The sequence below is a fragment of the Rhizobium changzhiense genome, assembly GCF_013087625.1.
GTDB classification, from domain to species: domain Bacteria; phylum Pseudomonadota; class Alphaproteobacteria; order Rhizobiales; family Rhizobiaceae; genus Rhizobium; species Rhizobium sophorae.
The window spans coordinates 471,230-489,947 of the sequence record NZ_JABFCQ010000004.1 but is presented as its reverse complement, the minus strand read 5'-3'; the positions used below and the strand labels follow the sequence as shown (position 1 = coordinate 489,947).

Annotated in this window: 16 protein-coding genes; 9 read left to right on the top strand and 7 right to left on the bottom strand. The window is 60.6% G+C overall.

The window, feature by feature from the left end; translation table 11 throughout:
• Positions 1 to 98: 98 nt before the first annotated feature.
• The 3 genes from G9X68_RS22535 to G9X68_RS22525 all read right to left on the bottom strand — a co-directional run bounded on the left by G9X68_RS22535 (position 99) and on the right by G9X68_RS22525 (position 2,826).
• On the bottom strand, positions 99 to 977 hold the full coding sequence (locus G9X68_RS22535) for a Hint domain-containing protein (RefSeq protein ID WP_171604295.1): 879 nt from the start codon (positions 975 to 977) through the stop codon (positions 99 to 101).
• Between the two features lie 308 nt (positions 978 to 1,285).
• Positions 1,286 to 1,759, bottom strand: coding sequence for a hypothetical protein (locus tag G9X68_RS22530; RefSeq protein WP_171604294.1), 474 nt, complete (start codon positions 1,757 to 1,759; stop codon positions 1,286 to 1,288).
• A 62-nt stretch (positions 1,760 to 1,821) separates the two neighbouring features.
• Positions 1,822 to 2,826: a LysR family transcriptional regulator gene (locus tag G9X68_RS22525; RefSeq protein WP_171604293.1), complete on the bottom strand. Its 1,005-nt coding sequence runs from the start codon at positions 2,824 to 2,826 to the stop codon at positions 1,822 to 1,824.
• Between the two features lie 271 nt (positions 2,827 to 3,097).
• On the opposite strand from G9X68_RS22525, the gene chvE reads away from it, so the two are divergent.
• From chvE to G9X68_RS22485, 8 genes are all read left to right on the top strand, one after another.
• Positions 3,098 to 4,162 (top strand): multiple monosaccharide ABC transporter substrate-binding protein, encoded by a 1,065-nt coding sequence (chvE, locus tag G9X68_RS22520; protein WP_020051228.1) that lies wholly within the window; start codon positions 3,098 to 3,100, stop codon positions 4,160 to 4,162.
• 92 nt (positions 4,163 to 4,254) lie between these two features.
• Positions 4,255 to 5,793, top strand: coding sequence for a multiple monosaccharide ABC transporter ATP-binding protein (mmsA, locus tag G9X68_RS22515; RefSeq protein WP_168309428.1), 1,539 nt, complete (start codon positions 4,255 to 4,257; stop codon positions 5,791 to 5,793).
• The gene (gene mmsB / locus G9X68_RS22510; RefSeq protein ID WP_171604292.1) at positions 5,790 to 6,995 is read left to right on the top strand and encodes a multiple monosaccharide ABC transporter permease; all 1,206 of its coding nucleotides are present in this window, start codon (positions 5,790 to 5,792) and stop codon (positions 6,993 to 6,995) included. Before mmsA ends, mmsB begins: the two co-directional genes overlap by 4 nt.
• A gap of 120 nt (positions 6,996 to 7,115) precedes the next feature.
• Positions 7,116 to 8,111 (top strand): AraD1 family protein, encoded by a 996-nt coding sequence (gene araD1 / locus G9X68_RS22505; protein ID WP_129421651.1) that lies wholly within the window; start codon positions 7,116 to 7,118, stop codon positions 8,109 to 8,111.
• 69 nt (positions 8,112 to 8,180) lie between these two features.
• On the top strand, positions 8,181 to 9,614 hold the full coding sequence (locus tag G9X68_RS22500) for an aldehyde dehydrogenase family protein (RefSeq protein ID WP_171604291.1): 1,434 nt from the start codon (positions 8,181 to 8,183) through the stop codon (positions 9,612 to 9,614).
• 61 nt (positions 9,615 to 9,675) lie between these two features.
• Positions 9,676 to 11,415: an L-arabinonate dehydratase gene (gene araD / locus G9X68_RS22495; RefSeq protein ID WP_171604290.1), complete on the top strand. Its 1,740-nt coding sequence runs from the start codon at positions 9,676 to 9,678 to the stop codon at positions 11,413 to 11,415.
• Positions 11,416 to 11,531: 116 nt separating this feature from the next.
• Positions 11,532 to 11,774, top strand: coding sequence for a type II toxin-antitoxin system Phd/YefM family antitoxin (locus tag G9X68_RS22490; protein WP_171604289.1), 243 nt, complete (start codon positions 11,532 to 11,534; stop codon positions 11,772 to 11,774).
• Positions 11,771 to 12,181, top strand: a complete 411-nt coding sequence (locus G9X68_RS22485; protein WP_171604288.1) for a type II toxin-antitoxin system VapC family toxin — start codon at positions 11,771 to 11,773, stop codon at positions 12,179 to 12,181. The genes G9X68_RS22490 and G9X68_RS22485 overlap by 4 nt, the downstream gene beginning before the upstream one ends.
• A 43-nt stretch (positions 12,182 to 12,224) precedes the next feature.
• On the opposite strand, the gene G9X68_RS22480 is transcribed toward G9X68_RS22485, so the two are convergent.
• The 3 genes from G9X68_RS22480 to G9X68_RS22470 are packed head-to-tail and all read right to left on the bottom strand — an operon-like array spanning position 12,225 to position 15,412.
• Positions 12,225 to 13,049: a transglutaminase family protein gene (locus G9X68_RS22480; protein WP_171604287.1), complete on the bottom strand. Its 825-nt coding sequence runs from the start codon at positions 13,047 to 13,049 to the stop codon at positions 12,225 to 12,227.
• A 12-nt stretch (positions 13,050 to 13,061) separates the two neighbouring features.
• Positions 13,062 to 14,003 (bottom strand): alpha-E domain-containing protein, encoded by a 942-nt coding sequence (locus tag G9X68_RS22475; protein ID WP_168309432.1) that lies wholly within the window; start codon positions 14,001 to 14,003, stop codon positions 13,062 to 13,064.
• A complete protein-coding gene (locus tag G9X68_RS22470; RefSeq protein ID WP_168309433.1) occupies positions 14,003 to 15,412 on the bottom strand; it encodes a circularly permuted type 2 ATP-grasp protein in 1,410 nt (469 codons plus the stop codon). The genes G9X68_RS22475 and G9X68_RS22470 overlap by 1 nt, the downstream gene beginning before the upstream one ends.
• A 386-nt stretch (positions 15,413 to 15,798) precedes the next feature.
• On the opposite strand from G9X68_RS22470, the gene G9X68_RS22465 reads away from it, so the two are divergent.
• Positions 15,799 to 16,698, top strand: a complete 900-nt coding sequence (locus G9X68_RS22465) for a DMT family transporter (protein ID WP_171604286.1) — start codon at positions 15,799 to 15,801, stop codon at positions 16,696 to 16,698.
• A gap of 53 nt (positions 16,699 to 16,751) precedes the next feature.
• On the opposite strand, the gene G9X68_RS22460 is transcribed toward G9X68_RS22465, so the two are convergent.
• A complete protein-coding gene (locus G9X68_RS22460; protein ID WP_171604361.1) occupies positions 16,752 to 18,482 on the bottom strand; it encodes a DEAD/DEAH box helicase in 1,731 nt (576 codons plus the stop codon).
• Positions 18,483 to 18,718 lie beyond the last annotated feature (236 nt).

Genomic DNA, 18,718 nt, shown 5'->3' with positions numbered 1-18,718 from the left:
GATGCGCGCCACGCTTGACGTCTTTGTTTGATCCTATCGCAAAACCGACGCACGGCTTCGCGCGCCGCCAGCCCGATCCCCGGCGCATTCCCGTCCTGTCAGAGTGACAGTTCCTTGGCTTGCGCGTCGATCTTTTCGCAGACATCCCCGAATGGATCGCGCACCGGTACCAGCGGCGAAACACCGAGCAGGAGAAGCGCTTTCAAATGTGACCGGCCACCTCCCAGCAACGGCGCAAAGGATGTCATCACGATGCGTTCCTCACCATAGAGACGCTGGTACTCTGCAAAATTGCTGAAGTTCTCGTGATTGCTGTTCTTCAGATGGAAGGACTCGGCCGCAGCACCTTCGGCAAGGATAACTTCGTGCGTATCGAGCATGACTGCATAGTACTCGATCGATGCGTCGGCGGCGGGAGTGACCGATGCGATCGTCGTGCCGTTCACGAGATCCTTCACCTGGATCAGAATGCCATTTAGGTACAGCGCATGGCCAGGCGACAGATAGAGATCCGAATGAGGTGTGTGCCCGTCCAGCGCGTAGCGGGAAACCCGGATCGGCACGACGTCCTTGTGCCAGCGCGCGCCGCTCTTCTTGAAGCTTTGGCGGCCGACCCACTTTACCAGACGGGTGCTACCGTCAGGAAGGGCAACGCGATCGCCGATGCGCAGATCCTCGACGGGCTTCTCACCGCAATCCGTGAGGATCGCCGTTCCCCGCAGGAAACATTGCGGGCCGCTGCCGCTGCCGCCACTGGAGCCACCACTTCCGCCTGAGCCACCGCTCCCGCCAGAGCCTCCGTGTCCACCGGAGCCGCCCCGTCCCCAAAGCCGCCCCAGCGCGTTGGCCGGAGAGGTGGTAATTGCTGTGGCCAAGGCGGCCACGCCGGCAAGACGAGCTCCGGCGGCTGCGGCTACACCTAGAAAATGTCTGCGCGCAGTGTTGCGTGGTAGCTTCGGATCTTCCGTAGATGACATGTCGGCGCTCTCCTGAAAATATTTACACCACCCTATGTTACACTGGGTTGTATCGCATTCCATTCCGCTAAATTGCGCTAGGTCCTACCGAAAAGGGGGTAGGCATGGTCTATTGGGGTCCCGAAATGCGCTGTTGCCGGTACCAAAAAGCGGAGGATTTATCTGCTACCCGAACGCGAAAGAATCAAACTGAGTATCAGGGGCACCGGTTGAATCGCAGGAAAAACAGCCCATATAGACTTCGCGAATCGAGCCGGAAACGGCGGCTCTTCCAAAGCCTCGAAACATTGCCTGCGTTCGAGAAAGCTTCAGCTGTGCGGCAGGCGGCGCATCGCCTCGTCGATCAGCAGATTGGCGATCATCATGCGCCTGTTGGCATTGTTGCGGAAAGGCTCTGCGACGCCATCAGGATGATTGGCCTTGGCAAAGGCGCGCCGTTTCTCGTTCAGCGTCTGTTGGGTATCGGCGGCAGCGATCGCCAGTTCCGCGGCGATCTCTTCGGGAGCGATGCGGGCGAGATGGTCCGGCATGACGGGCTCGGGCGGAGGCGCAGCCGCCGGTTCCTCCGCGATCGCGGCGGCGGGATCGAGATCCAGATTGTCGAAATAGGCCTGGCCGACACGTTGTGAGGCGGCCGAGACACCTTCCATGACGTCGAAGGCAAGCCCGGTGCCGAGGCCGGGAACTCGGTGGGCCGCTGGCGCCTGGGCGTCCTCGTCCGTCCCGTCCTCCGCCTTTAGCCGCTCGAGGACTGATTGAAATACCGACTGTCCGAACAGCATCCGCCTCCCTTTCGATGCGTAGATTAAAGACGGACAAGATGGCGCCGGGCTTGCGGGTGTCGTCAGCCGGCCTGCTTGCGGCTCTCCTCGAGGATGATGTCGTAGAGCAGCCTTGCACTCGGCGGCAGCGCCCGTTCCCTGGCGGTGATCATGCTGTAGGGCTTGACGTTGATGTCGAAATCGATCGGCAGCATGCGCACATCAGAGGCATTCGAGCCCTGGCTGGCAAGGAACTGGGCGACATCGACGGCGACGGGAGCGATCGCATCGGTTTCGCAAATGATGGCGCAGGTCAAAAGCAGCGAGGAGGTGTTGACGATGTTTTCGGGCAGCGCCACGCCGCGCGACAGGAAGACGTCCTCGATCGTGCGGCGCAGCAGGGTGCCCGGCGGCTGGAACACCCAGTCGTAATCCCTGACGTCGGCGAGGCTGCTCGTCTTCTGCTTCATGAGCGGATGGCGGTTGCGCACGATCAGGCAGGCGCGCTCGATGCCGATCTCCTTCACCTCGAAGAGGCGCGGATTGAGATCATCGGGAATGCGGCCGATGATGAAGTCATGGCGGGCGGCGAGCAGCTCGCGAGCAAGCACGTTGCTCGTCTCCACCTGGATGTTGATCTCAATGCCGGGATAGGCCTTGCGCACTTTGTTGATTGCCGGCACGACGAGGCTCATGGCCGGCGCCGTCACTGCGCCGATGAAGACCGAGCCGCCCTTGCCGCTTTTCAATTCACCGATCTCGCGGCTCGCCTCGCGCAGCTCCAGGAGGATCTTCCGAGCCCTTCGGGCAAGCGCTGCGCCGAAGGTCGTCAGCACGACGCCGCGGGCCACGCGCTCATAGAGCGACGTCTTGGTGATCGATTCCATTTCGGACAACATGCGCGATGCGGCGGGCTGCGAAATGTTCAGAACGTCGGCTGCGGCGGAAATCTGTCCGCTATCTTCGATTGCGACGATCATACGCAGGTGATTCAGCTTAAGTCCTGCGCGTAACAGGCTGTCATCGCCGAAATTATCGCTGTGGATATCGACGTGATCCATCGAAAATGGCTCGGAAACAATCGTCATGGTTGCAGCCTCCTCACTGCGCTCCATCAAAAGTAATACTTTTTAACGATATACCAAAATTGTTATGCATATTACCAGTTATTCTATTTGACAGTTATAGGAATCCATACCAGTTTGCCGCCGTGTGCTGGTTGGCACTCAACACGTGTGAGATCGTGGAGGAGACCTACTTCGTTTCTCACCATCTGAAGTAACTATCCAATACGGAACCTGCCACAGTTTCGGGGCGGGCGATTTTTCGTCTGCTGCTCTATTAACAAGGGAGAGAGAAATGAAATCCATTATCTCATTGATGGCTGCGGCTGCCTTCGGCGTCGCTTCGTTCGTTATGCCGGCAATGGCGCAGGACAAGGGGCTTGTCGGTATCGCAATGCCGACGAAGTCTTCGGCTCGCTGGATCGACGACGGCAACAACATCGTCAAGCAGCTCGAGGCCGCTGGCTACAAGACCGACCTGCAGTATGCTGACGACGATATTCCGAACCAGCTTTCGCAGATCGAAAACATGGTCACCAAGGGCGCCAAGGTCCTCGTCATCGCTTCGATCGACGGCACGACGCTTTCCGACGTCCTCCAGAAGGCTCATGACGCCAACATCAAGGTGATCGCATACGACCGCCTGATCCGCGACTCGGCCAACGTCGACTACTACGCCACCTTCGACAACTTCCAGGTCGGCGTTCTGCAGGCTGGCTCCATCGTCGACGCCCTCGGCCTCAAGGATGGCAAGGGCCCGTTCAACATCGAACTGTTCGGCGGCTCGCCTGACGACAACAACGCTTTCTTCTTCTATGACGGCGCAATGTCGGTCCTGCAGCCTTACATCGACAGCGGCAAGCTCGTCGTGAAGTCCGGCCAGACCGGCATGGACAAGGTCGGCACGCTGCGTTGGGACGCTGCAACGGCCCAGGCCCGCATGGACAACCTGCTCTCGGCGAACTACACCGACGCCAAGGTCGATGCCGTCCTGTCTCCCTATGACGGTCTGTCGATCGGCATCATCTCGTCGCTGAAGGGCGTCGGCTACGGCACTCCGGACCAGCCGCTTCCGGTTGTTTCCGGTCAGGACGCTGAAGTTCCGTCGGTCAAGTCGATCATTGCTGGCGAACAGCACTCGACGGTCTTCAAGGACACCCGCGAACTCGCCAAGGTAACCGTTGCCATGGTCGATGCCGTCATGTCCGGCAAGGAGCCCGAGGTCAACGACACGAAGACTTACGACAACGGCGTCAAGATCGTTCCGTCCTATCTGCTGAAGCCGGTTGCCGTCGATAAGACCAACTACAAGCAGATCCTCGTCGACGGCGGTTACTACACCGAAGACAAGCTGAAGTAATGAGAGGGACCGGAACCCGCGCTTGCGGGTTCCGGTCTTCGATTTTATGATCGCCTGGCCGCTCGACGGCTGGAGGCGCTGGAACTTTGACTATGGACAATACCATCCTCGAAATGCGGAGCATCACCAAGACGTTCCCGGGCGTCAAGGCGCTGGAGAACGTGAACCTCAAGGTTCGCCAGGGTGAGATCCACGCATTGGTGGGCGAAAACGGGGCCGGCAAATCGACCCTGATGAAAGTGCTATCAGGCGTCTATCCGACAGGAAGCTATGAAGGCGACATCGTCTATGAAGGCGAGACGCGCAACTTCAAGGTCCTGAAGGATTCCGAAGAAATCGGCATCGTCATCATCCACCAGGAGCTGGCGCTGGTGCCGCTGCTATCGATCGGCGAAAACATCTTCCTCGGCAACGAGAATGCCAAGAACGGCGTCATCAGCTGGGAAGAGACTTTCAACCGCACGAAGAAGCTGCTCACCAAGGTGGGCCTGCGGGAATCTCCGAACACGCTGGTCACCGACATCGGCGTCGGCAAGCAGCAGCTCGTCGAGATCGCCAAGGCACTGTCGAAGAGCGTGAAGCTGCTCATCCTCGACGAGCCTACTGCTTCCCTCAATGAGAAGGACTCGGACGCGCTGCTCAATCTGCTGATCGAGTTCCGCAATCAGGGCATCACTTCGATCATCATTTCCCACAAGCTGAACGAGATCCGGAAGGTCGCCGACCAGATCACGGTCCTGCGCGACGGTATGACCGTCAAGACGCTCGACTGTCACACGGACGAGATCAGCGAAGACATCATCATCAAGAACATGGTGGGCCGAGATCTGGCCGACCGTTATCCGCCGCGCTCGGTGCCGATCGGCGAGACGATCTTCGAAGTGAAGAACTGGAATGCCTATCACCAGCAGCACCGCGACCGCCAGGTGCTGCACGACATCAACGTCAACGTCCGCAAGGGCGAGGTCGTTGGCATTGCCGGTCTGATGGGTGCCGGCCGCACCGAATTCGCGATGAGCGTCTTCGGCAAATCCTATGGCCACAAAGTCAGCGGCGAGGTCTTCGTCAATGGCAAGGCTGTCGATGTCAGCACTGTGCGCAAGGCGATCGACGCCGGTCTTGCCTATGTCACCGAGGACCGCAAGCAACTCGGTCTCGTGCTCAGCGACAGCATTCTGCACAATACGACGCTTGCCAACCTCGACGGGATTTCGAGCAATAGCGTCATCGACGACATCAAGGAGATGAAGGTCGCGACCGATTACCGGTCGAAGCTGCGCATCCGCTCCTCCGGCGTCTTCCAGGAAACGGTCAATCTTTCGGGCGGCAACCAGCAGAAGGTCGTGCTGTCGAAGTGGTTGTTTTCCGATCCCGATATTTTGATCCTCGACGAGCCGACCCGCGGCATCGACGTTGGCGCAAAGTACGAAATCTATACTATCATCAACCAGCTTGCCGCCGATGGAAAGGGCGTTCTGATGATCTCATCGGAAATGCCTGAACTTCTTGGCACATGTGACCGCATCTACGTGATGAACGAAGGACGCATCGTCGCGGAATTGCCGAAGGGAGAAGCAAGCCAGGAAACTATCATGCGCGCTATCATGCGCTCAGGGGAGAAGAGACAATGACTCCGGTCAACCCGACAACCGAACACAGCAACGTCGTTTCCGTTGCCGATTATATCCGCGGCAATATTCGTGAATACGGCATGCTCATCGCACTTGTCGCGATCATGGTGTTCTTCCAGTTTTATACCGGCGGCATTCTCTTCAAGCCGGTCAACCTGACGAACCTTGTTCTACAGAACTCCTTCATCGTCATCATGGCGCTCGGCATGCTGCTCGTCATCGTCGCCGGCCATATCGACCTGTCGGTGGGTTCGATCGTCGCCTTCGTCGGCGCGCTCGCGGCGATCTTCACCGTGTCATGGGGCATGAACTTCTGGCTTGCCGGCCTGATCTGCCTGATCGTGGGCGGCATCATCGGCGCGGCGCAGGGCTATTTCATCGCCTATCACCGCATTCCGTCGTTCATCGTGACGCTTGCCGGCATGCTTGTTTTCCGCGGCCTGACGCTGACGGTCCTGAACGGCAAGAACATCGGTCCGTTCCCGAAGGAGTTCCAGGTTATCAGCACCGGCTTCCTGCCGGGCGACATGATCGACATTGCCGGCACACCCGTGCAGTCGACCTCGCTGATCCTGACCGTGATCCTGCCTGTCATCCTCTTCTACCTCGCCTGGCGCCGCCGCAAGGTGAACGAAGACCACGGGATCGATGTCGAGCCGATGGGCTTCTTCATCGTCCAGAACCTGATCGTTTCGCTCGCCATCCTGTGGATTGGCTATCTGCTCTCCACCTATAAGGGCCTGCCGAACGTTCTCGTCGTCATGCTGGTGCTGATTGCGATCTACGCCTTCATCACCCGCCGGACCACGATCGGCCGTCGCATCTATGCCATGGGCGGCAATTCGAAGGCGACCAAGCTTTCAGGTATCAATACCGAGCGGCTGAGCTTCTACACCTTCGTCAATATGGGCGTTCTTGCAGGCCTTGCCGGCATGATCATCGCGCTTCGCCTGAACTCGGCAACGCCGAAGGCCGGCGTCGGTTTCGAGCTCGACGTCATTGCGGCCTGCTTCATCGGCGGCGCCTCGGCGTCCGGCGGCGTCGGCAAGATCACCGGTGCGGTCATCGGCGCGTTCATCATGGGTGTCATGAATAACGGGATGTCGATCGTCGGGCTCGGCATCGACTTCCAGCAGATGGTGAAGGGCCTCGTGCTTCTCGCCGCAGTGTTCTTCGACGTTTACAACAAGAACAAGGGCTGAGCGCCTCAAAGCGCGCCAGCCAGGCATTCGCAGTCCTATGAATGATAGATTCCGGCTCCTGATGGAGCCGGACAGGCGGAGCTTTTTCCTGTCTTCGCTGAAACGAGAAGGATCGAAGACGTGCTTATTTCACAGATCAAGGGTGCAAACGGAGAGATCATCGTCGCCGTGCGTGAGCAGGGCGGCGCTGCAAGGTCGGTCAAGAACGCCGTCAGCGTCTACGCGCTGGCGATGGAGGCCGCTGACGGCGGCAAGTCTCTTGCCTCGGTCATCGAAGCGCATGGCTACGGCGATGCCGTCGATCTTGAAAAGGCCTATGCGGAAGGCCGCTTCCTTCCGCCGATCACCCATCCTGACGCGGCGCATCTGCATCTGACGGGCACCGGCCTGACGCATCTGGGATCGGCGGCAACGCGGGATTCCATGCACAAGAAGACCACCGAAGCCGCCGAGGAAACCCTGACGGACTCGATGAAGATGTTCAAGATGGGCCTCGAGAACGGCAAGCCGAAGGCCGGCGAAAAAGGCGTCCAGCCCGAATGGTTCTACAAGGGCAACGGCTATGGCGCCGCAGCCCCCGGCGCACCGCTCATCTCGCCTTCTTTCGCGCTCGACGGCGGCGAAGAGCCGGAGATGGCTGGCATTTACGTGATCGCCAAGGACGGCTCGCCCTTCCGTATCGGTTTTGCGCTGTCGAACGAATTTTCCGATCACGTCACCGAGCGGATCAACTATCTCTATCTCGCCCATTCGAAGCTGCGCCCGGCCAGCTTCGGCCCGGAAATCCGCGTCGGCGCGGCCCCGGAGGATATTCGCGGCACCTCGCGCATCAAGCGCGGGGACAAGGTGATCTTCGAAAAGCCGTTTCTGTCCGGTGAAGCGAACATGTCGCACACCTTCGCCAATCTGGAATATCACCATTTCAAATACGGCATCTTCCGTGTTCCAGGCGATGTTCATGTCCATATGTTCGGCACGGCAACCCTTTCCTTTGCCGACGGCGTCAAGACCGAAGAGGGCGACGTCTTCGAGATCGAAGTCGCCGAATTCGGCCTGGCGCTCCGCAATCCGCTGAAGGTGGCCGCCGAGGAAGAGATCGCCGTCAGGCAGCTCTGAATTCAAGACCTGGCCGCATTCGGCGGCCGGCTTTTTGCTCGTAAACGGTAAAGGAGGCTTGTTAAGCCCATGACCATTTATCAAAATCTGATCGCCGGCGAATGGGTCGGCTCGAACGCGACGAAGAACATCAACCCGTCGGATACGAATGAGGTCGTCGGCCTCTATGCCGACGGCAGCGCAGATGACACGAAAAACGCCATCGCTGCCGCCAAGGCTGCCTTCCCGGCCTGGTCGCGCTCGGGCATCTGGGAGCGTCACGTCATCCTGAAAAAGGCCGGCGACGAGATCATGGCGCGCAAGGATGAGCTGGGTGCGCTGCTGGCTCGCGAAGAAGGCAAGACGCTGCCGGAAGCCACCGGCGAAGTCATCCGCGCGTCGCAGATCTTCGAATTTTTCGCCGGTGAGGCGCTGCGGCTGGCCGGTGAGGTCATCCCCTCGGTTCGCCCGAATATCGGGGTCGAGATCACCCGCGAGGCGCTCGGCGTCATCGGCATCATCACGCCGTGGAACTTCCCGATCGCCATTCCCGCTTGGAAGATCGCGCCAGCGCTCTGCTACGGTAACACCATCGTCTTCAAGCCGGCCGAACTGGTGCCCGCCTGTTCCTGGGCGATCGTCGATATCCTCCATCGCGCCGGCCTGCCGAAGGGCGTGCTGAACCTCGTCATGGGCAAAGGCTCGGTCGTCGGCCAGGCCATGCTCGAAAGCCCCGACGTTCACGGCATCACGTTTACCGGTTCCACCGGCACCGGCAGGCGCGTCGCCGCCGCCTCCATCGAGCATAACCGCAAGTTCCAGCTGGAAATGGGCGGCAAGAACCCGATGGTCGTGCTCGACGATGCCGATCTCAACGTCGCCGTCGAGGCGGCCGCCAATTCCGGCTTCTTCTCCACGGGCCAGCGCTGCACCGCTTCCTCGCGCCTGATCGTCACCGAGGGCATTCACGACAAGTTCGTCGCAGCACTGACCGACAAGCTGAAGACGCTGGTCGTCGACAACGCACTGAAGGCCGGCACCCATATCGGTCCCGTCGTCGATGAGCGGCAGCTGAAGACCGATACCGACTATATCGAGATCGGCAAGTCGGAAGGCGCCAAACTCGCCTTCGGCGGCGAGGTCATCTCGCGCGACACACCCGGCTTCTACCTGCAGCCGACGCTGTTCACCGAAGCGACCAACCAGATGCGCATTTCGCGCGAGGAGATCTTCGGACCTGTGGTCTCGGTGATCCGAGTCAAGGATTACGACGAGGCGCTGGCGACGGCCAACGACACGCCGTTCGGCCTTTCGGCCGGCATCGCCACGACCAGCCTGAAACATGCCACGCACTTCAAGCGCAATTCCGAGGCCGGCATGGTGATGGTCAACCTCCCGACGGCAGGCGTCGATTTCCACGTGCCGTTCGGCGGCCGCAAGGGCTCTTCCTACGGCCCGCGCGAGCAGGGCAAGTACGCCGCCGAATTCTACACAACCGTCAAGACCGCCTACACCTTGGCTTGAGACAAGTGCGATAACCCGGGCCGTACCAGGCGGTCCGGCGATATCCTGAAGGATAGAGACAATGAAAAAGAAAGCGGAATGGCCGCGCAGGCTGAGGTCGCAGGAATGGTACGGCGGTACGAGCCGCGACGTGATCTATCACCGCGGCTGGCTTAAAAACCAGGGTTATCCGCACGACCTGTTCGACGGCCGGCCGGTGATCGGCATCCTCAACACCTGGTCGGATATGACCCCGTGCAACGGTCATTTGAGGGAGCTCGCCGAGAAGGTGAAGGCGGGCGTATGGGAGGCTGGCGGCTTCCCGCTTGAGGTGCCGGTGTTCTCGGCATCCGAAAACACCTTCCGCCCGACCGCGATGATGTACCGCAATCTTGCCGCGCTGGCGGTGGAAGAGGCGATCCGCGGCCAGCCGATGGATGGCTGCGTACTGCTGGTCGGCTGCGACAAGACCACGCCGTCGCTTATCATGGGGGCGGCTTCCTGCGACCTGCCCTCGATCGTCGTCACTGGCGGGCCGATGCTGAACGGCTATTTCCGCGGTGAACGGGTCGGCTCGGGCACGCATCTGTGGAAGTTTTCCGAGATGGTGAAGGCCGGCGAGATGACGCAGGCCGAATTCCTCGAGGCTGAGGCCTCGATGAGCCGTTCGTCAGGCACCTGCAACACCATGGGTACTGCCTCTACCATGGCTTCCATGGCCGAGGCGCTCGGTATGGCGCTCTCCGGCAATGCTGCGATCCCGGGCGTCGATTCCCGCCGCAAGGTCATGGCGCAGTTGACCGGCCGGCGTATCGTGCAGATGGTCAAGGACGACCTGAAGCCCTCCGAGATCATGACGAAGCAAGCCTTCGAGAATGCCATCCGCACCAACGCGGCGATCGGCGGATCGACCAATGCCGTCATCCACCTGCTCGCTATCGCCGGCCGTGTCGGCATCGATCTTTCGCTTGACGATTGGGACCGCTGCGGCCGCGACGTTCCCACAATCGTCAATCTGATGCCGTCGGGCAAATACCTGATGGAAGAGTTCTTCTATGCCGGCGGTCTGCCTGTCGTGCTGAAGCGCCTCGGCGAAGCGGGCCTCCTGCACAAGGACGCGCTGACGGTCTCCGGCGAAACCGTCTGGGACGAGGTCAAGGACGTCGTAAACTGGAACGAGGACGTTATCCTGCCGGCCGAAAAGGCGCTGACAGCTTCGGGCGGCATCGTCGTGCTGCGCGGCAATCTGGCGCCGAAGGGCGCGGTGTTGAAGCCTTCGGCGGCTTCGCCGCATCTGCTGGTACACCGGGGCAGGGCGGTCGTGTTCGAGGACATCGACGACTACAAGGCGAAGATCAACGACGACAACCTCGACATCGACGAAACCTGCATCATGGTCATGAAGAACTGTGGGCCGAAAGGCTATCCCGGCATGGCCGAAGTCGGCAACATGGGGCTGCCGCCGAAGGTGCTGAAGAAGGGCATCCTCGATATGGTGCGCATTTCCGACGCCCGCATGTCCGGAACGGCTTACGGCACGGTCGTGCTGCACACCTCTCCGGAAGCAGCCGTTGGCGGGCCGCTTGCGGTCGTGAAAAACGGCGACATGATCGAGCTGGATGTGCCGAACCGTCGCCTGCATCTCGATATTTCCGAGGAGGAATTGGCGCGACGGCTTGCCGAATGGCAGCCGAACCACGATCTGCCCAAATCAGGCTATGCCTTCCTGCATCAGCAGCATGTCGAAGGGGCCGATACCGGCGCCGACCTCGACTTCCTGAAGGGATGTCGCGGAAACGCTGTCGGCAAGGACAGCCACTGACAGGTAATTCCAGGATTGGAAATCGATAAAAGGCGGGCATCACCCGCCTTTTTCTTTGCACTTGTTCAATGAAAAAATGGCATTATATTCTGTACAAATGTACAGGAGATATGGTGATGTCAAAGACCGTCGGTGCAGCCGAGTTCAAGGCGAAATGCCTGAACCTTATCGATCAGATGGCGAAAGACGACGAATCTATCGTCATCACCAAGCGCGGCAGGCCAGTCGCCGTACTTTCGCCGGCACCTGACCCCAGCGGACGCAGGAGTATCATCGGTGCGATGAAGGGCAGCGTATTGCGCTACGATGATCCGCTGTCTCCGGCTGCTGAAGCAGAAGATTGGGACGCCGTCCGTTGATCGTCATCGACACGCATATTCTGGTCTGGGCGATGCAGGACGATGCACGCCTCGGTTCACAAGCCCGGCGCATCATCGACGAGATGACGGAGAAAAGCCGGATCCTGATTTCGGCGATCACGCCTTGGGAAATCGCGATGCTCGTGCAGAAGGGACGCTTGGCGCTCGGCGACGATGTCGGGCGATGGCTCGACAGCGCACTGTCTCTGCCCGGAATCCAGCTTGCACCGATTGAGCCCTCGATCGCGATAGATAGTGTTCGGCTACCCGGCCAGTTTCATGCCGACCCCGCCGACCGCATCATCATTGCCACAGCCCGTTTTCATCGCGTACCGTTGCTGACGGCCGACCAGGCGATCCTCAGCTACGGTGCGCGCGGCCACCTTCAGGTTCTTGCGGCGGAATAGGGCCTTTGGGTGGAGGCGCGCAGCCTGGCTTCGGGCTGTGCCCTCAGCTCTGGCTCTGGCTTTGCATCTGTCCGCCGTCCTCGACCTTCACGGTGACCGACAGCGTTTCGCCCGGCGTGCCGATGCGCATGCCTGAAATCGGCGCGGCGTCGCGATAGCAGAGGCCGGAGGCGACTCTGATGTAACGGGCATCCGGGCAGATCTCGTTGGCGGGATCGAAGCCGACCCAGCCGAGGCCGGGAATATGGGCCTCGGCCCATGCATGGGTCGCGGCCTGTTCGATCTTTTCCTCCATCATCAAATAACCGGAGATATAACGCGCCGGCACCTGCAGGGCACGGGCAGCGGAAATGAAGATGTGCGCATGGTCCTGGCAGACGCCGCTCTTCCTCTCCAGCGCCTGTTCGGCCGTCGTCTCGGTGTTGCTGGTGCCGGGCTTATAATCGACCGTCTCGTGGATCGCCGCCATCAGCTCATGCATGCGGGAAAGCTCATTGTCGCCGCTGACGCCCTTGATCAGTTCCTTCACCAGCCTGCCGCCCTTGGTCAGCGGCGTGTCGCGCAGGAAGAGCCAAAGCGGGCAGAAGCCGGTATGCGGGCCGGTGACGCCGTTGTTGTCCTCCGTCTCGACCTCGCCTTCGGCCAGGATACGCGTCACATCCTGCTCGCCTTCCAGCGAGACCAGATTGACATGATTGCCGTACTGGTCGTCATATTCGACTTCCGGCGTGGCACCTTCGACGTTCAGGGCCCAGCCGAGCACTTTCTGAGCCGATGTCGTCGGTGGCGTCAATCGCAGCCGTTGCAGCGAGAATTGCGCCGGTTCGTCGTAGCGGTATTCGGTGAGGTGGCTGATCTTCAGTCTCATATTGTCATCCGCTTATACATAAAACCGGTAGCCATCGGAAATTTCCGCGCCGAGCTTGTTGTTGCGCGCGACGAAATCCTCCAGGAACTCGTGCAGGCCCTGATCCATGATATCCCGGATCGCCCTCGTCTGCAGCGTGGTGCGGATTGAATCCGCGGTATCGTGGGCAGGAAGCCGCTCCTCGTAATCCTGGGCCAGATAGCCGAGATTGCTGACGATCTTCTCGTAGCAATAGGCAAGCGAGCGCGGCATCTGGACATTCAGCGTCAGGAAGTCGGCGATGTTCATCGCCCGGTATTCGCCGTCATAGGCCCAGCTATAGGCGCGGTGCGCCGAGACCGAGCGCAGGATCGATTCCCACTGCACGTTGTCGAGGGAGGAGCCGACAGCCGAGACCGAGGGCAGCAGCACGTAATATTTCACGTCGAGGATGCGGCTGGTATTGTCTGCCCGCTCGATGAAGGTGCCGATGCGAGCAAAATTATAGAGCTCGTTGCGCAGTGTCGAACCATGGAAGGCACCGCGTATGAGGCCGGCGCGGCGCTTGATGACATCGATCACCTCTGGCATTTCGGCCGCCTTGACGCGCTTTTCGAGCAGCGACTTCAAGTCGATCCAGCATTCGTTGGTCGCTTCCCAGGTCTCGCGTGTCAGGGCGGTGCGCACCATGCGGGCATTGTTGCGGCCGGAATCGATGCACGACATGACGCTCGACGGATTCGTGCGATCGCGCAGCAGATAGTCGATCGCGTCTGCGTTGGTCAGCTTGTTATGGCCTTCGTCATAAGCCTCGCGTACGCCCGCACTTTGTAGAACGCCATCCCAATTGTCATCGCCGGTGCTGCTGCGGGTCAGCGACATGCGCAACCCCGCATCGATCAGGCGGGCTATATTTTCGGCGCGCTCGATGTAACGAAACATCCAGTAGAGGCCGTTTGCTGTTCTTCCGAGCATCAGTCCTCCAATACCCAAGTGTCTTTGGTGCCGCCGCCCTGGCTGGAATTGACCACCAGCGAGCCCTGCTTCAACGCCACGCGTGTCAGACCGCCCGGAATGATCTGCACCTTGTCGGATACAAGCACATAGGGGCGAAGGTCGACATGGCGCGGCGCGATGCCCTTGTTGACGAGGATCGGCACGGTGGAGAGCGACAGTGTCGGCTGGGCGATGTAATTGTTCGGTTTGGCTTTCAGTTTCTCGGCAAAATCGGCGCGCTCCTTCTTCGACGCCGTCGGGCCGACGAGCATGCCGTAGCCGCCGGAGCCGTGCACCTCCTTAACCACCAGCTCTTCCAGGTGCTCCAACACATATTTCAGGCTGTCGGCTTCCGAACAGCGCCAGGTCGGCACGTTTTCGAGCAGCGCCTTGCGGCCGGTATAGAATTCGACGATCTCGGGCATATAGGAATAGATCGCCTTGTCGTCGCAAATGCCGGTGCCCGGCGCATTGGCGATGGTGATGTTGCCGGAGCGGTAGACATCCATGATGCCGGGAATGCCGAGCGCGGAATCAGCCCGGAAGGTCAGGGGATCGAGGAAGTCGTCGTCGACGCGGCGGTAGAGCACGTCGATCGCTTCGTAACCGCGTGTCGTCCTCATCTTCACCTTGCCGTCGATGACGCGCAGATCCGAGCCCTCGACCAGTTCGACGCCCATCATGTCGGCGAGGAAGGAATGTTCGTAATAGGCGGAATTGTAGATGCCTGGCGTCAGCACGGCGACGCGCGGCTTGCCCTTGCAGCCGGGAGGGGCGAGCGAGGCGAGGCTTTGACGCAGCAGATAGGGATAATCCTCGACACGCTGCACCTTGTTCTCATGAAAGAGCTCAGGGAACATCTGCATCATGGTTTCCCGGTTTTCCAGCATGTAGCTGACACCGGAGGGCGTGCGGGCATTGTCCTCCAGCACGTAAAACTGGTCCTCTCCGGTGCGCACGATATCGGTGCCGACGATGTGGGTATAGACGCCGCCGGGCGGCCGGAAGCCGATCATTTCGGGGATGAAGGTGACGTTGTTCTCGATCAGCTCGCGCGGAACGCGGCCGGCGCGGATGATCTCCTGCTTATGATAGATATCGTCCAGAAAGGCGTTGAGCGCGATCACCCGCTGCTCGATGCCTTGGGCGAGCTTGCGCCATTCGCGGGCGGAGATGATGCGGGGAATGATGTCGAAGGGGATGAGCTTTTCGGAACTGTCGGCATGGCCGTAGACCGCGAAGGTGATGCCGGTCTTCCGGAAAATGTTCTCCGCATCGCGGGATTTGGCAATCAGATGCGCCCGGTCTTGGCTGTTGTACCACTCGAAGTATTTGTCATAAGGCGGGCGGGGACTCTCGTCCCCGGTAATCATTTCATCAAATGCCAAAGGCTCGGCTCCCCTTTTTTGTTCATTTGAATACAACGCAAATGGCAATGCAAGAACCATGCGCAGTTCGAGGAAAAGATTTTGCGCTGCGGGAAACGGGTGAAAATCTGGGCATTTAAAGTGATGCGGTGCGGCATGGCGGATAGGGGTATCGAGGCTTGCCTAAAATCTGAGCATTTGAGCGTTTTTCGTTCGGTCAAGACGGTCGAATATAGTCGCGCGCCTAAGGCTCCCCGGCCCGCCCTCCGTGGCAAATGCCGGCTGGCGCGACGGCCACTGGGTCTCTGCCATCAGCGAAATTTCAAATAAACATCAATGCTTCGCCTTTGACGGCAGTTGCCGCGTGGGGCTATCAGCACGGCGACCCTTCTCTCCCGAGCCGCTCCATGTCCTTCGATCGCCTTGCCCCCGCCGTCTTCGTCCTGCTCTGGTCCACGGGCTGGGTGGTGGCGAAATACGCCTCGCTGCATTCCGAACCCTTCACCTTTCTTTCGATACGCTACGCGCTGTCGGCGGCGGCATTCCTGGCGCTCTGCCTGGTGGTGCGAGCGCAATGGCCCAGCCGGGCGGCGGCGCTGCGTGCCGTCTATTCCGGGTTCTTCCTGCATGGTTTCTATCTCGCCGGTCTCTGGTGGGCGATCGCCAATGGCGTGCCGGCCGGCATATCGGGCATCATCGCGGCGCTGCAGCCGTTGCTGACGGCGATGGCAGCTCCCTTCCTCATCGGCGAGCGGCTGCAGCAGGCACAGAAGCTTGGCCTTGCCCTTGGCTTCGTCGGCATTGCCATCGCCATTTCGCCGAAGCTGCTCGATCCGGCGACCGCCGATCTCACGCATGCGGCCCTGCCGCTGGCAATCAATCTCGTCGCCATGGCGTCTGTCACCTACGGCACGCTCTATCAGAAGAAACACCTGCAATCCGGCGACCTCAGAACCATCGCGACCCTGCAATATGTCGGCGCGCTGATCCTCACGCTGCCGCTTTCGCTGGTCTTCGAGCATCAGCATTTCAACGGCGCCGCGCAGGCCTATGGCGCGCTGGCCTGGTCGGTCTTCGGCCTGTCGATGGGCGGCGTCGGACTGCTGCTCTATCTGATCCGCCGGGGTCAGGTATCACGCGCCGCCTCGCTGATCTACCTGATGCCGCCGGCTGTCGCTCTCGAAGCCTTCATCGCCTTCGGGGAACCGCTGACCCTGCCGCTGATCGTCGGCACCGTGGTGGTCGTGACAGGCGTCTATCTCACGAACCGCAGGGCGTTCAGCGAGCATAGGCCTGCCGAGGCGTAGATAACAAAAAGGCCGGAGATCCCCGGCCTTTTTGCTTTTCAGTCGTTCGACGATCAGGCGCGTTCGCGGCGCTGGCCGCTACCGTTGCGGGAGCCGGAGCCACCGCGGCGGTTGCCGCCATTGCCGTCGCGGCGCGGTTCGCCGGCCTGGGCCTGCTGCGGGCCGCGATCCTCGCCATGCTTGCGGGCCGGGCGGCCGTGGGCATGGCGGCTGTTGCCGCGGTGATGGCCGCTCGGCTCACCATTGGCATGGCCGTTATGGGCAGGACGCTGCGGCTTCGCCGAAGGGCGGAAGTCGGAGGTCGAGACCAGGTCGTTGTCGGGACCGAGGTTAGGGGTCGCTTCGCCGCGGCGCTGGCCACGGAAATCCTCGTTGCGGCTGGTCGGGCGCTCCGGACGTGGACGACGCTCCTCGCCGCCGGCGCGGACTTCGCTGCCATCACCTTCGCGGCGCGGGCGGCGTTCCTGACGGCTGCCGCGATGCTCGGAGCGGTTCTGGTCGCCACGGCCTTCGCCACGACCCTGGCCTTCACGACCCTGGCCGCCATTGCGATTGCGGTTGTTGCCATTGCCGTTGGCACGGCGGGGTCCGCCGCCGATATTTGCAGAGGGTTCGCCGCTTGCGACAGTGATGTCGATGCCCATCAGGCGCTCGATATCACGCAGCAGCTTGGCTTCGTCGGGGGCGCAGAAGGCGATGGCGATGCCGTCGCGGCCGGCGCGTGCCGTGCGGCCGATGCGATGGACATAGGCGTCGGGCACCTCAGGCAGGTCGTAGTTGTAGACGTGGCTGACGGCGGGGATATCGATGCCGCGGGCGGCAACGTCGGTGGCAATCAGCGTCTTGATGCTGCCGTCGCGGAAGGCCTTCAGCGCCCGCTCGCGCTGGCCCTGGCTCTTGTTACCGTGGATCGAAGCGACGGAATAGCCGACATTCTCGAGATGCTTCATCAACTTCTCCGCACCATGCTTGGTGCGCAGGAAGACGATGGCGCGGCCGTCAGGGTTTTCGGTCAGCGACTTGCGGAGCAGTTCCGTCTTGTCGTTCTTGCCGCCGACGAAATGGACGTATTGTTCGACCTTGTCGGCAGCTTTGCCCGGGGGCGTGACTTCGACCTTGATGGGATCGACGAGATATTCGCCGGCGAGATCGGCGATTGCCTTCGGCATGGTGGCCGAGAACAGCATGGTCTGGCGCTTTTTCGGCACCATCTTGGCGATCTTGCGCAGATCGTGGACGAAGCCGAGGTCGAGCATCTGGTCGGCTTCGTCGAGCACGAGATAGCGAACCGCAGTCAGCGTGATCGCGCGGCGATTGACGAGGTCGAGCAGGCGGCCCGGCGTGGCGACGAGGATGTCGGTGCCCTTTTCGAGCTGAAGCTGCTGCTTGTTGATCGAGACGCCGCCGACGACGACATTGATGCGCAGCGACGATTTGCGGATGAACTTCTTCAGGCTCTCGGCGATCTGGTTCACCAGTTCGCGCGTCGGTGCGAGGATCAGCGTCCGCGTCGTGCGGTTGTCGGGGCGCCGTTCGTCGGCGAGCAGCTTTTCAATCAGCGGCAGGCCGAAAGCGGCGGTCTTGCCGGTGCCGGTCTGGGCAAGGCCGATCAGGTCGCGGCCTTCGAGGAGGAGGGGAATGGCATGTTCTTGGATCGGCGTCGGCGTTTCGATGCCGAGTTGGAACAAAGTAGCGACGATCGGCTTGGAGACACCAAGCGATTCAAAATTAGTCAAGGTATAACCTTTCGGGGCGCCACAATGACTATCGCCGGAACGCACCATGCGATCCGGTTTCATTCTGGCGTCAAGAACCCCGCGTGAAGTGGGAACTTGTGAGTTGGAAAAAGCTTTCCAGCGCTTCTGGCCGCTCATGGGGAGTGCGGCGCTCTATCGAAATGCGCTTTTGTCCCTTCTTCCTGCATCTGTATTTTTCAGCAGGGGCACGCTCACGCGGCGGCCGGAAGGGTGAAAGCTGACCCGCATTTGGGCTAGTTCGCGTGGAAAGTCAAGTGCAGTGC

Coding starts and splice junctions, on each gene's coding strand:
- G9X68_RS22535 (WP_171604295.1), bottom strand. CDS start 977: ATGTCATCTACGGAAGATCCGAAGCTACCACGCAACACTGCGCGCAGA.
- G9X68_RS22475 (WP_168309432.1), bottom strand. CDS start 14,003: ATGCTCGGAAGAACAGCAAACGGCCTCTACTGGATGTTTCGTTACATC.
- araD (WP_171604290.1), top strand. CDS start 9,676: ATGAAAAAGAAAGCGGAATGGCCGCGCAGGCTGAGGTCGCAGGAATGG.
- G9X68_RS22480 (WP_171604287.1), bottom strand. CDS start 13,049: ATGAGACTGAAGATCAGCCACCTCACCGAATACCGCTACGACGAACCG.
- G9X68_RS22500 (WP_171604291.1), top strand. CDS start 8,181: ATGACCATTTATCAAAATCTGATCGCCGGCGAATGGGTCGGCTCGAAC.
- G9X68_RS22490 (WP_171604289.1), top strand. CDS start 11,532: ATGTCAAAGACCGTCGGTGCAGCCGAGTTCAAGGCGAAATGCCTGAAC.
- mmsA (WP_168309428.1), top strand. CDS start 4,255: ATGGACAATACCATCCTCGAAATGCGGAGCATCACCAAGACGTTCCCG.
- mmsB (WP_171604292.1), top strand. CDS start 5,790: ATGACTCCGGTCAACCCGACAACCGAACACAGCAACGTCGTTTCCGTT.
- G9X68_RS22465 (WP_171604286.1), top strand. CDS start 15,799: ATGTCCTTCGATCGCCTTGCCCCCGCCGTCTTCGTCCTGCTCTGGTCC.
- G9X68_RS22530 (WP_171604294.1), bottom strand. CDS start 1,759: ATGCTGTTCGGACAGTCGGTATTTCAATCAGTCCTCGAGCGGCTAAAG.
- chvE (WP_020051228.1), top strand. CDS start 3,098: ATGAAATCCATTATCTCATTGATGGCTGCGGCTGCCTTCGGCGTCGCT.
- G9X68_RS22460 (WP_171604361.1), bottom strand. CDS start 18,482: ATGGTGCGTTCCGGCGATAGTCATTGTGGCGCCCCGAAAGGTTATACC.
- G9X68_RS22525 (WP_171604293.1), bottom strand. CDS start 2,826: ATGACGATTGTTTCCGAGCCATTTTCGATGGATCACGTCGATATCCAC.